This window comes from Parasphingorhabdus pacifica, from assembly GCF_054779195.1.
Window position 1 is genome coordinate 64,789 of sequence record NZ_BAAGYS010000006.1, and the last position, 12,628, is coordinate 77,416.

The following is a 12,628-nucleotide window of genomic DNA, read 5'->3' on the forward strand; positions in this document are numbered from 1 at the left end:
CTTTCGGGCATGCTGAAGTGTCAGGCCTCGGCAGGCGTGCTCGCGCGGTGACCACTCGGTGTAGGAGGAACGATGCTCGAAACGTCGGCGACCGGGGGTGCCGACACCCCGGCACGAGCACAGCGCGAGCCCAAGTACTGGGGTCTCAAACAGCACCTCCTGGACATGCTTCGCTCGATGCCGCCGGGGTCGCCGATTCCCACCGAACGCACGCTCGCCACGGAGTTCGACGTCTCCCGCACCACCGTGCGCCAGGCGCTGGCCGAACTCACCGTCGAAGGCCGCCTGCTCCGGGTACAGGGAAAGGGCACCTTCGTCGCGAAACCCAAGGTCGCCCAGCGGCTGCAGCTGAGCAGCTACACCGAGGACATGCGGGCGCAGGGCCGCCAGCCCACGTCCCGCCTGCTGGAGGTGGTGGAGGAGCCCTCCGGTCACGAGCTGGCGGCCCTGCTGGGGTCCCGGCCCGGGGAGACGGCGCTGCGGCTGCGACGGCTGCGGATGGCCGACGGCGAACCGATGGCGATCGAAACCACCCACTTGTCGCTGTCCCGCTTCAAAGGCCTGACCACCAAGCTCGAACGGGGTGGTTCCCTCTACCAGATCCTGCGCGAGCACTTCGGGGTCGAACTCGGCCACGCGGAGGAAACCATCGAGACAGCGCTGGCCAGCCCGGAAGAGGCCGATCTGCTCGGCGCCGACGTCGGATTGCCCATGCTGCTGCTCTCCAGGCACTCGTTCGACACCGAAGGGCATCCCGTGGAGTGGGTGCGGTCGATCTATCGGGGGGACCGGTACAAATTCGTAGCCGGCCTCAACCCGCCTTCTTGAGGGTTTCTGGTTGCGGCTGGGTGGTGGGTTCCGTGGCGGAACCGCGGCGGGACAGGAATTGTGCGTGGTGAAAAGCGGCTGGCGCCGCTTGAAAGTGCAACCTGACCGGTCGGGGTTATTGCACCGTGGCTGCGTGCTCAGGTGGGGTTTATGAGGGTGGTCAGGGTTGTGGCGTCGATGTTCCCTCCCGAGACCACCGCCACCGTCCGGCCCGGCGGTAGTGGCAGGTTCAACGCGGCTGCCGTGGTCACAGCACCGCTCGGCTCCGCGACCATGCGGCAGTCCAGAGCCAGGAAGCGAACGGCGTCGGCGATCTGTGCCTCGTCGACGGTGACCATGTCGTCGACCACCTCGGTCAGGTGCCGGAACGTCAGCTCCGAAGGTTCGGCGGTGAGTCCGTCGGCCATCGTCCGGGTGCGCGCCTCGGTCGGCCAGCCACGGCGGTGACCGGCGAGCCAGCTTTCGCGCGCGTCGGCCGCGAGCTCCGGTTCGACCCCGATCACCCGAGCCTCCGGCCGGAGCGCTTTGACGGCCACGCCGACTCCGGAGATCAACCCGCCGCCGCTGACCGGCACCAGCACCACGTCGACGTCCAGGTCCTCAGCCAGCTCCAACCCCACCGTTCCCTGGCCGGCGATCACGTGCGGATCGTCGAAGGGAGCGATGAGGTGCGCGCCGCGATCCTCGGCGATCCGGTACGCGCGGGCCTCCCGCTCGTGCACCTCGACCGGCACGATCTCGGCACCCAGCGCCTGTGCCGCCGCGACCTTCGCCTCGGGGGCACTGTGCGGCACGACGACCGTGGCGGGCACCCCGAACGCGCGCCCCGCGTACGCGATCGCACGGGCGTGGTTTCCACTGGAATAAGCCACGATCCCGCGTGATCGGGCGGCATCGTCGAGCATGGCGGTCGCGAACATCGCGCCCCGGATCTTGAACGCACCGGTCGGTTGCAGACCTTCGGGCTTCAACCACAGCGGCCGGGCGGGATCGCCGCCGGTCACCGGAATCAGCGGTGTCCGCACCGGCCCGGCCCGCACCGAGCGGAGCGTGCGCTGCGCCGCCGTGATGTCGGCTGCGGTTACTTGTGGAGGAGCGGGCACCGGATTCACGCCGTCGAGCTTGCCCCGGAATCCGCCGGTTCGGTACCCGCCGGGCCGAGGAGTGGTCGGCACCAGAGGCGGAAGACCTGGCATGTTGATCATTTTCGTGATCCGGGCGTTACATGTCGTGGGGGTTCTCACCGGGAGGTGACTTTCCGGAGAACGGCGGCGATCCCGCACGTTGAGGGGTTGGGGCAATCAGCATCGTGATGGGTGGGAGCCGTGGCAGCGGAGAAAAAGCCGGAAGTCGCGAAAGACGGGGCGACCGAGACCGACAAGAAAATGGACATCTCCGGTGCTCAGGTCGCGGGCGGTGCGCTCGCTTCGGCGACGGCGGCCTTTCTGGGATCCCAGCTCGGCGTCATGGGCACGGTGTGGGGCGCTGGACTGACGAGCGTGGTCATCACCGTAGGGGGTGCCCTGTACCAGCGTTCGTTGGAGAACACGAAGAAGAAGGCCAACGTTGCTGCGGCCAAGGCCAACGCCGCCGCGGCGAAGGCCGCGTTGAAGCGCGCCACCAGGCAGACGCCGGCGGTTCCGTTGAAAACGCCGACACAGGGGATCCGGGTGTACGACCGGACGGGGCAGGGCATTTCGGACGCCGCCCCCACGCGGGCGTTCGAGGGGAACGCTCCGGAGTTCCCGCCCGCGACGCGGCGCCTGTCGGTGTCCGGCGAACAGAGTGCGGCCGAGTCGACCGGGGAGCGGGCCGACCCGGCGCGTACCCGCTGGATCCGGCAAAGCCCCTCCGGGATGCAGTGGCCCGGTGGTGAACAGGTGCAGGAAGGATCGGAGACGACCGGTGATCAGCCGGACGACGCCCGCACCGCGCGCATCGTGGTCGCCGAGCGGGAAACCGAACCGCACGCGGCCCCGCCCCCGACCGGCTCCCGCCGGACGATCCGCTGGGGCATGTTGGCCGTCACCAGTTCCATGGTCTTCGGCCTCGGCATGCTCGCGGTGACCGGCTTCGAGGGCCTCGCCGGAAAGCCCGTCTCCGGCGGCAAGTCGGGGACCACGGTCGGCCACCTCGTCCGGCCCGCCCCGCAGCCGGCCGCGCGAACGGAACCGGTCAAACCGGCGGAACCGGAGCAATCGGAGCAACCGGACCACGGGCACTCGGTCCAACCCGAACCCGCGCCGGACGAGCACCCGGAATCGGCCACGAGCGAGCAAGTGCCCGCCTCGGAACCCTCCGAAATGCCGACACCAGCATCGGAGGATCCCGCGACGACGGATGAAACGTCGACGGCGGAACCGGAAATTACCGAGTCGATAGATCCGGAAAATGGGATAACTGGCGAAAACCAGGAGTTCGGCGGGTAATAGAAGTAGTAACCCGGATGCCGTCCGGTGCCGAAAAGTTTTCGTCGCCAAATGCAACGAAAGGAGGATGAAACGGACACACGGTCACCTCGATACTGGCTCACCGACGGGGGTCGGAGATCCATCACGACGAGGGAGACCGCAATGAAACGTAGATTCACGGCGCGAATGACCGGAGCCGTGGTATTGGCAGCGGGAACTTTCGCCGCGTTCACCGCGCCGGCGACCGCTTCCGAACCCGCACCCCGCACGGCCGAAGCGGAAACCATGCTGGAGGCCATGCAGCGGGACCTCGGCGTCACCGCTGACCAGGCACGGCAACGGTTGGCCTCGGAAGCCCGCGCCAGTGGAGCGGACCAGAAGCTGCGGGAGGACCTCGCGGGCTCCTTCGGTGGATCGCACTACGACGCCGGGTCGGGCAAACTCGTCGTCGGGGTCACCGACCAGGCCGCCGCGAACCGGGCCGAAGCAGTCGGCGCCGAAGCCCGGATGGTCGAACACACCAGTCGGGAATTGGCCTCGATCGCCGAGGAACTGAATGCGAACACCGGCGATCTGCCCCAATCGGTCAGCGGCTGGTACGTGGACAGCCGCAGCAATTCGGTGATCGTCACGACCGCTCCGGGAACGTCCGCGGAAGCTACCGAGTTCGTCCGCGAATCGGACGTGAACACCGCTGCGGTTGACGTGGTCGAGTCGACCGAATCCCCGCGAACGCTCGCCGATGTGATCGGCGGCAACGCCTTCTACATCGGTGGCGCGCGCTGTTCGGTCGGATTCTCCGTGCAGGGCGGTTTCGTGACGGCCGGGCACTGCGGGGACACCGGCGACAGCACCAGCCAACCGAGCGGCACCTTCGCCGGCTCCTCGTTCCCGGGCAACGACTACGGCTACGTCCAGGTCTCCTCGGGTGAGACACCGCAGCCGCTGGTCAACAACTACTCCGGCGGCACCGAAGCCGTCGCGGGATCCAGTGAAGCCCCCGTGGGCGCGTCGATCTGCCGGTCGGGTTCGACCACCGGCTGGCACTGCGGCACCGTGCAGGCCAAGAACCAGACCGTCAGCTACCCGCAGGGCACCGTCAACGGTTTGACCCGTACCGACGTCTGCGCCGAGCCCGGTGACTCCGGTGGATCCTGGCTGTCCGGCGACCAGGCGCAGGGCGTCACCTCCGGCGGATCGGGCAACTGCACCAGCGGTGGCACGACGTACTTCCAGCCGGTCAACGAGATTCTCAGCACCTACGGGCTCACCCTGCTCACCCGCTGACCGGATTCGGATCCGACCGGGCGATCGAACCGGGCAACGGAGCCGGCCGAACGAGGAATTCGCGCGGAACCGCACCGATGCGGTTCCGCGCGAAACCGCGTGCGGACCATCAGTAGAGCAGGCGCGCCCGGAGGGACTCGGCGGCCGCTTGTGGATCGTCCGCCTCGGTGATGGCCCGGACCACCACGACCCGTTCCGCTCCCGCGGCCAGCACGTCGTCGAGGTTGCCCGCCCCGATGCCGCCGATCGCGAACCACGGGCGCCCGTGCCCCCGGTGTTCGGCCGCGTGCCGCACCAGTTCGAGGCCCGCGGCTTCTCGGCCCGGTTTCGTCGGCGTCGTCCACACCGGTCCGGTGCAGAAGTAGTCGACCCCCAGCTCCGTGGCGGCCGAATCGGCCTGGACGAGATCGTGTGTCGACCGGCCGACCGCGACCTGGTCACCCACGATCCGCCTGGCGAGTTCCACCGGGATGTCGTCCTGCCCCAGGTGCAGCACGTCCGCCTCGGCCGCCAGCGCGATATCGGCCCGGTCGTTGACCGCGAGCAACGCTCCGTGCCGCACGCACGCCTCCGCCAGGACCTCCAGCGCGGCCAACTCCTGTCGCGCCTCCATCGGAGCCCCGTCCGGGCTCTTGTCGCGGAGCTGGATGATGTCGACGCCGCCGGACAGCGCCGCTTCCGCGAAGTCCGCGAGATCGTCCTGCGCGGTACGCGCATCAGTGCAGAGGTATAGCCGTGCGTCGTCGAGCCGTGCGCGGATACCGAAGCCGTCCAATCCAGGCATGTCACCAGCCTAGCCGTCGAGTAGCGCTCCGCCCGTTCGGAGAGATCGTGGTGGTCCGCCGGGTGGGAGCGGTAGTGTGGTTGCTGGTCCGCACGGGAGTCCGGCAAGCCCGGACTGAGAGGGGGCGGGACGCCCCGACCGTCGTACCTGATCCGGGTCATGCCGGCGCAGGGAGCGTGAAATGCCCGAACAACGTGCCGAGCGCGTCGCCGTCATCGGCGGCGGCGTCATCGGCTTGTCCGTCGCCTGGCGAGCCGCCGACGCCGGATTCGAAGTCGTGCTGATCGACGACCAGCCGGCCTCCGGTGCCTCCTGGGTCGCGGGCGGCATGCTGGCGCCGATCGCCGAGGCGTGGCCCGGGGAGGAGGCCCTGCTCGACCTGGGCGCGGTGTCGCTCCACCGGTGGCCCGCCTTCGCCGAGCGACTGGCGCGTGCCTCCGGTCTTCCCGCGGGGCTGCGCGAGGAGGGCACGCTGGTGGTCGGCGTGGACAGCGCCGACCGCGCCGACCTCCGCAGGCTCGCCGAGCACCTGGCCGGCCTGGGGCGATCGGTCACCGAATTGTCCGGGCGCGAACTGCGCAGGGAAGAGCCCGCGCTGGACCCTTCGATCCGTGCGGGACTCGCGGTTCCGGGGGACCTCGCGGTGGACAACCGGGTGGCGCTGGCCGCCCTGCGCGCGGCGGCGACCGCCTCGGGTGTGGAGTTCGTCCAGCGGCGCGCGGTGGCGGCCCGCACCGGAAAGGTGGCGCTGGCCGATTCGGAAATCCGGTGCGACCAGGTCGTCGTGGCCGCCGGGGCGCACTCCGCGGCCCTGCACCCGGCGCTGCACGGCCGAATCCGACCGATCAAGGGGGAAGTACTCCGGTTGCGCGCCCGGCAGCTCGCGATGCCGCCACCTCGGCGCACCATCCGCGGACCGGTTCGCGGGCGGCAGGCGTACCTGGTGCCCAGGGATGACGGCCTGGTGGTCGGGGCGACCCAGTACGAGGTCGGTTTCGACACCGAGGTCACCGCGGGCGGGGTTCGGGACCTGCTCGCCGACGCCGAACGGCTGATGCCGGGAATCGCCGAATACGCGCTGGTCGAGTCGGCAGCGGGACTGCGGCCGGGCACCGACGACAACCTTCCGCTGGTGGGGTGGCTGGCTCCCGGTGTGCTCGCCGCGACCGGGCACCACCGCAACGGTTTCCTGCTCGCGCCGGTGACCGCCGATTCCGTGCTCGCACTGCTACGAGGTGAATCACCGCCGGTCGAAGCGAAGGCGGCCCAGCCGGCGAGAGGAGAGGACAGGGCATGAACGTCGTGATCAACGGGACGCAGCGGGAGTTCCCCGAGGAGACCACGGTGGCCGCCGCACTGGCGGAACTGGAGATGCCGGAGCAGGGGATCGCCGTCGCCATCGACGGCAACCTGGTGCCGAAGGGGCAGTGGGCGGAGACGCCGCTGCGGCCTGGTGGCACCGTCGAGGTCCTCAGTGCAGTGCAAGGAGGTTGAGCTCATGGACGACCCGCTGATTGTCGCGGGCCGCGAGTTCGGGTCCCGGTTGATCACCGGAACCGGAGGCGCGTCGAACCTGTCGGTGTTGGAACGAGCCCTGGTGGCTTCGGGTACCGAGTTGACGACCGTCGCGATGAGGCGGGCCGACGCCGGTGGCGGTCCGGGGGTGCTCGACCTGCTTCGGAAACTGGGTATCGAGGCGTTGCCGAACACCGCGGGCTGCCGCACGGCGGCGGAGGCGGTGCTCACCGCGCGGATGGCCCGCGAGGCGCTCGGAACGAACTGGGTCAAGCTCGAAGTGGTCGCCGACGACGACACGCTGCTGCCCGATCCGGTGGAGCTGCTCGACGCCGCCGAGCAGCTCGTCGACGACGACTTCGTCGTGCTGGCCTACACCAACGACGATCCGGTGCTGGCGGCGAAGCTGGAGCAAGCCGGGTGCGCGGCGGTGATGCCGCTCGGCTCGCCGATCGGCACCGGACTGGGCATCCGGAACCCGCACAACATCGAGATGATCGTGGCCCGGGCCTCGGTACCGATCGTGCTCGACGCGGGCATCGGAACGGCTTCCGACGCCGCGCTCGCGATGGAGCTGGGTTGTGACGCCGTGCTGCTGGCTACGGCCGTGACCAGGGCGAACGACCCTGAACGGATGGCGGCGGCGATGCGGGCGGCGGTCGAAGCTGGGCGCTTGGCCTCCCAAGCGGGGCGTGTTCCCGAGCGCTTCTGGGCGCACGCTTCCAGCCCGGCCCGCCTGCCGAACTGACCCGCCGCCCCCGGGCGGGGAGACCCCACCGGGGGCGGCGGCGTCAGCGGATGTGGAGTCGTTCGGGACGCACGAACGAGATCGTGTAACTCTTCCACGGGCTGTCGTAGCCGAAGGTCTGGTCGATCGCGGACCGCGCGTGCAGCGCGTTCTCCACCAGCGAGCTCGCCAGTAGTTCGGTCGCCGGCGCGCTGCCGTTCGGTACGTCCGGGATCGACGCAGTGGTGCGACCGCCCAACAGGTCGTCCACGGCCTGCAGCGCGGGCACCGCCACCGCCTGCTCGTTCTCGGGCCGAAACGCGAGGGTGGCGACATCCTGGCGCAGTGAGTCGAGCGCGACGGCCGCCGCCCGGGTGGCGCGTTCACCCTCGTCCTGCTCGCCGGTGCCGTCGAGCAGGGCCGGATATCCGAGGAGATCCTGGGTGCGGCGCAACGCGAGCACGTGTGCGGCCTGCATCGCATCGGCGAGGTGGGCACCGCGCCCGGCGGCACGCACGCTGCGCAGCAGTTCGGAGACCGACCAGACCGTGGTCCGCACGGCTCCGCGCACGTCCGGGGTCACGCTGCTGGGCAGCACCAGGTAGCTGACGTAACCGATGCACAGCGCGATGGCCGCACCGACGGCGGTGTTGGACGCGAAGCTGATCGCCACGTTGACCAGCGGTCGGTCGAGCCGCATCGCCTGGTCGACGACGGTCACCGCGATCAGCGAACCGAGCAGGACCTGGTAGTCGGCCCGCAGCCGGTCGATGCTCAGCAGCATTCCGGCGAGCACCAGCGGCACCAGCAGGTAGGCGCCGGGCAGCAGCGTGATCAGCGTCGCCAGCGCCACCACCCCGAGCACCGCGCCACCGGTGCGTTCGAGCGCACCGGTCATGCTGTCCCGCGCGGCCGGGGCGAGCACCACGTACAGACCGAGCAACAGGCTGGACGCGGACGGATCGTGCAGCAGCAGCACGATCACCATGCCCGGCACGACGGCGAGCGTGCAGCGCAGCGCGTGCCGGAACAACGACGAGCGCAACGACAGGTGGGCTCGCGCGGCACCGATCGCGCGCTGGCGACGGCCGCCGGGCGCGGGGGGAGTGGTGCTGCTCTCGTCGCGCTGGACGACGGCGTTGCGGACGCGGTCGAAACCTTGGTTGATGCTGCGGGCGGCGTCCGGCAGGTCCTGGCGGCCGCCGCGCCGGAGCACGGCGTCGGCGGGATCGCGGCGGGCCACGGCGGGCAGGCCGGTGCACGCCTTGGAACGCACCGCGATCGCCAGCTCCCCGGCGACGAGGTCGGCTTCGGCGACGATCTGTCGCAGGCGCGAGGCTTCGGTTCGATCCGCGCGTTGCGCTTGCGCGAGCAGCGTTTCCCGAGCGGCGCGGAAGCGGGTCGCGCCCGCGAGCACCTGGCCGAGCCAGGTCGTCGAACCGTCCGCGCGCCAGGCGGTCGCCGCCTGCTCGACGATGCCCGCCCCGGGTTCGGTCAGCGTGCGGGCGACCGTCCCGCGGGTGGCCCGGGTGCTGTCGCCCAGTCCCAGCAGGATCCGCAGCAGCAGCGCGAACGCCGTACCCACCACGGTGGCCGCGAGCAGCACGGGCGCGGGCTGTTCGTGGGCGATCCCGGTCGTCGTGGCCACGAGGGTGGCGGCGGCGAAGGTCTGCCCGCCCACCCGGTACTGGTCACCGAGAGCGGGCAGCATTCCGGTGCCGAACACCACGATCGCCACCAGCAGTCCGGCGAGGACCGGAATGTTGATCAGTAGGGGTCCGCAGGTCATGACGGCGACGAGCGCCGGTGCGAACCAGACGAACCGTCGCAGGTCCGAGCGCAGTGACTGGCCACCGGTCGCGATGAGCGCGAACACGGTGGTCAGGCCGGCCAGCACTGCGACGCTGCCCAGGTCGAAGAGCCAGCCGAAACCGGTCGCGGTGATCACCGCGAGAATCACGAGCGTGGCGAACTGGCGTTGTCGCGGGTCCGGTGCCCCGGATTCGGTAGCCAGCTGTGCTCGTAGTCGTTGCCACACCGATCCAGCCACGCCTGTGATGACCCCTGTCCTTGTTGCCGAGCGTCGAATTCCCGCGCGCTCTCCACTGCCTCGAACACGAAAAGGAAGCAGCGCAGAAGGAGTACGCGCGTCTCACTGGGTATGTCGACGAGACACGCCATTCGAGTTACGACCGGGGACCGAAATCACTCGCTCAGGTGGGATGCGGCAACCGCGAGTACGAGGTGGCGGCCGGAACCGGTCAGAACGGTTGCTGGTCGATCCGCCAGAACGTCGAGACCGGGCCGATGCCGGCTCCGAGCGGGTAGGCGTGCTCCACGCTGCGGGTCACGAACCGTTTGCCGTACCGGACGGCCTCCGGCATCGGCATGCCCTTGGCCAGTGCCGAGGTGATCGCCGAAGCGAACACGTCGCCTGCCCCGTGGGTGTGCACGGTGGAGTAGCGGGGGCCGGGCAGCTGCTCGGCGGTCTCGCCGTCGAAGAGGAGGTCGACGCATTCCGGATCGTCGGGCAGGTGGCCGCTCTTGATCAGCACCCACTCCGGACCGAAGTCGTGCACGGCCTTGGCCGCGTCCAGCAGGTCCGCGCGGGTGCGCGCGTCCACACCGGTCAGCAACCGGACCTCGTCCAGGTTCGGCGTGACCAACGTGGCACGGGGGAACATCCGGTTGCGCAGGGCGTCCAGCGCCTCCGGGTGCAGCAGCGGCTCGCCGCTGCGCGAGGCCGCGACCGGATCCACCACGAACGGTGTGCGACCGCGGCGGCCGATCCCGTGGACGTCGCAGACGTCGACCACGGCGTCGATGGTCGCCGCCGAGGCCAGCACACCCGTCTTGACCGCGTCGACGCCGATGTCACCGGCCACGGCGTCGACCTGAGCGGCGACGGTCTCCGCCGGGATCTCCACCAGGCCGGTGACACCGACCGTGTTCTGCACGGTCACCGCGGTCACGGCCGTCATACCGTGGACGCCGCAGGAGAAGAACGCGCGGAGGTCCGCGTGCATGCCCGCGCTACCGCCCGAGTCCGAACCGGCGATGGTCAGGACCCGGGGCGGAGCGGTGTCGTCGGCGGGCTGGACCGGCTGCCCGGCGGGAGACTCATACATCGGGGTTCATGTTACGGCGTGCCGGTGGTGATCTCCGCTCACGCCGCCGGGGCACGCGTCACTCGGCCACGGGGAGGTAGACCCGCCCCCCGGATCCGGTGAACTCCTCGGACTTCTCCCGCATCCCGGCGTCGATGGCTTCGACGCTGGTCAGCCCGTGCTCTTCGGCGTACTTGCGCACGTCCTGGGTGATCTTCATCGAGCAGAACTTCGGTCCGCACATCGAGCAGAAGTGCGCGCTCTTCGCTGGCTCGGCGGGCAGGGTCTCGTCGTGGTACGCCTTGGCCGTGTCCGGATCCAGCGCAAGGTGGAACTGGTCCGTCCAGCGGAACTCGAACCGCGCCTTCGACAAGGCGTCGTCCCACTCCTGCGCCCGCGGATGCCCCTTCGCGAGATCACCGGCGTGGGCGGCGATCTTGTAGGTGATCACGCCGGTCTTGACGTCGTCCCGGTTCGGCAGCCCGAGGTGCTCCTTGGGAGTCACGTAGCAGAGCATCGCGGTACCGGCCTGGGCGATCACCGCCGCTCCGATGCCGGAGGTGATGTGGTCGTACGCGGGCGCGATGTCAGTGGTCAACGGGCCGAGCGTGTAGAACGGTGCCTCGCCGCACAGCTCCTCTTCGAGCCGCACGTTCTCGGCGATCTTGTGCATGGGCACGTGGCCGGGCCCCTCGATCATCACCTGCACGTCGTGTTCGCGGGCGATGTGCGTGAGTTCGCCGAGGGTTTCCAGTTCGGCGAACTGGGCCCGGTCGTTGGCGTCCGCGATCGAACCGGGACGCAGGCCGTCACCGAGGGAGAAGGTGACGTCGTAGTCCCGCAGGATCTCGCACAGCTCGGAGAAGTGGGTGTAGAGGAAGCTCTCCTGGTGGTGCGCGAGGCACCAGGCCGCCATGATCGAGCCGCCGCGGGAGACGATCCCGGTGACGCGCTGCGCGGTCAACGGGACGTAGCGCAGCAGCACGCCCGCATGCACCGTCATGTAGTCGACGCCCTGCTCGCACTGTTCGATAACCGTGTCCCGGTACATCTCCCAGGTCAGCTTCGCGGGATCGCCGTCGACCTTCTCCAGTGCCTGGTAGATCGGGACGGTGCCGATGGGCACCGGCGAGTTGCGCAGGATCCGCTCCCGCGTCTGGTGGATCCGCTTGCCGGTGGACAGGTCCATGACCGTGTCGGCACCCCAGCGGGTCGCCCAGACCATCTTCTCGACCTCTTCGGCGACCGAGGAGGTGACCGCCGAGTTGCCGATGTTGGCGTTGACCTTGACCAGGAAGTTCTTGCCGATGATCATCGGCTCGCTCTCCGGGTGGTACCGGTTGACCGGGATCACCGCTCGTCCCGACGCGACCTCGTCACGGACGAACTCCGGGGTCATGTCCTCGCGCGCGGCGATGAACTCCATCTCTCTGGTCACGACGCCGGCTTTGGCCCAGCCGAGCTGGGTGCGGTTCTCCCGCCCGTCGTGCCAGTGCGAACGGGTGCGGTCGAGTCCGGTGTGGACATCGATGGTCGCGTCGTCGTCGGTGTACGGACCGGAGGTGTCGTAGACGTCGAGGTGCTCGCCGTTGGACAGGTCGATCCGGCGGGCGGGCACGCGCAGGCCGGATTCGGTGGTGTGGTGGACTTTTCGGGAACCGCTGATGGAACCGGTGGTCACGTTGCCGGAGACTTCGGCGTCGTTCTCGGTGGTGCCGTTCTGGCTGTCTCCGGGCAGTACTGGACGCACGTCGGCCATGGCCGTTCACTCCCTACGCCGGCATTATCCGGTCAGGTTCTGCGGTCGGCGGCCCCGGACCCGATCGTCCAGCCGCCCTCTCAGCTCGCTTCCGGTGCGAGCTCCCGCGGATGTGTTGGTGGTGGGCCGCGAACGGCCCGCCGCACACCCTAGTGGTTCGGCGCCGCGACGCAAGACCGCGATCAAGTGGACGGGCGGCGGGCCAGCTCG

11 protein-coding genes and 1 riboswitch are annotated in these 12,628 nt (G+C 69.7%); of the genes, 6 read left to right on the forward strand and 5 right to left on the reverse strand.

The genetic code is table 11. The annotated features are described in order from the left end of the window. Positions 1-72 precede the first annotated feature (72 nt). Complete coding sequence (locus ACYVAN_RS06390; protein ID WP_460956663.1) at positions 73-828, forward strand: GntR family transcriptional regulator; 756 nt, start codon at positions 73-75, stop codon at positions 826-828. A gap of 137 nt (positions 829-965) precedes the next feature. On the opposite strand, the gene ACYVAN_RS06395 is transcribed toward ACYVAN_RS06390, so the two are convergent. Beyond that, positions 966-2,024, reverse strand: coding sequence for a threonine ammonia-lyase (locus ACYVAN_RS06395; protein WP_460956665.1), 1,059 nt, complete (start codon positions 2,022-2,024; stop codon positions 966-968). 129 nt (positions 2,025-2,153) lie between these two features. Here ACYVAN_RS06395 and ACYVAN_RS06400 point away from each other — a divergent pair, with 129 nt between their 5' ends. Continuing rightward, the gene (locus ACYVAN_RS06400; protein WP_460956667.1) at positions 2,154-3,257 is read left to right on the forward strand and encodes a hypothetical protein; all 1,104 of its coding nucleotides are present in this window, start codon (positions 2,154-2,156) and stop codon (positions 3,255-3,257) included. Positions 3,258-3,425: 168 nt separating this feature from the next. Next, positions 3,426-4,526, forward strand: coding sequence for a S1 family peptidase (locus ACYVAN_RS06405; RefSeq protein WP_460956669.1), 1,101 nt, complete (start codon positions 3,426-3,428; stop codon positions 4,524-4,526). Between the two features lie 109 nt (positions 4,527-4,635). On the opposite strand, the gene thiE is transcribed toward ACYVAN_RS06405, so the two are convergent. Then, complete coding sequence (gene thiE, locus ACYVAN_RS06410; protein WP_460956671.1) at positions 4,636-5,310, reverse strand: thiamine phosphate synthase; 675 nt, start codon at positions 5,308-5,310, stop codon at positions 4,636-4,638. A gap of 82 nt (positions 5,311-5,392) precedes the next feature. Further along, a riboswitch (TPP riboswitch) is annotated at positions 5,393-5,501 on the forward strand. Between thiE and thiO the strand changes: the two genes are divergently transcribed. From thiO to thiG, 3 genes are all read left to right on the forward strand, one after another. After that, positions 5,492-6,607, forward strand: a complete 1,116-nt coding sequence (gene thiO, locus ACYVAN_RS06415) for a glycine oxidase ThiO (protein WP_460956673.1) — start codon at positions 5,492-5,494, stop codon at positions 6,605-6,607. Its footprint overlaps the riboswitch before it by 10 nt. Then, entirely contained in the window at positions 6,604-6,804 is a 201-nt protein-coding gene (gene thiS / locus ACYVAN_RS06420) for a sulfur carrier protein ThiS (protein WP_460956675.1), read from the forward strand. Before thiO ends, thiS begins: the two co-directional genes overlap by 4 nt. 4 nt (positions 6,805-6,808) lie before the next feature. Further along, positions 6,809-7,573: a thiazole synthase gene (thiG, locus tag ACYVAN_RS06425; protein ID WP_460956677.1), complete on the forward strand. Its 765-nt coding sequence runs from the start codon at positions 6,809-6,811 to the stop codon at positions 7,571-7,573. Positions 7,574-7,616: 43 nt separating this feature from the next. Here thiG and ACYVAN_RS06430 read toward each other — a convergent pair whose 3' ends face one another. From ACYVAN_RS06430 to thiC, 3 genes are all read right to left on the reverse strand, one after another. Beyond that, positions 7,617-9,602 carry an FUSC family protein gene (locus tag ACYVAN_RS06430; RefSeq protein ID WP_460956679.1) on the reverse strand — a complete coding sequence of 662 codons (1,986 nt, stop codon included), beginning with the start codon at positions 9,600-9,602 and terminating at the stop codon, positions 7,617-7,619. Positions 9,603-9,813: 211 nt separating this feature from the next. Beyond that, complete coding sequence (gene thiD, locus ACYVAN_RS06435; RefSeq protein WP_460956681.1) at positions 9,814-10,680, reverse strand: bifunctional hydroxymethylpyrimidine kinase/phosphomethylpyrimidine kinase; 867 nt, start codon at positions 10,678-10,680, stop codon at positions 9,814-9,816. 58 nt (positions 10,681-10,738) lie between these two features. Next, positions 10,739-12,418: a phosphomethylpyrimidine synthase ThiC gene (gene thiC, locus ACYVAN_RS06440; RefSeq protein ID WP_460956683.1), complete on the reverse strand. Its 1,680-nt coding sequence runs from the start codon at positions 12,416-12,418 to the stop codon at positions 10,739-10,741. Between the last annotated feature and the right edge of the window lie 210 nt (positions 12,419-12,628).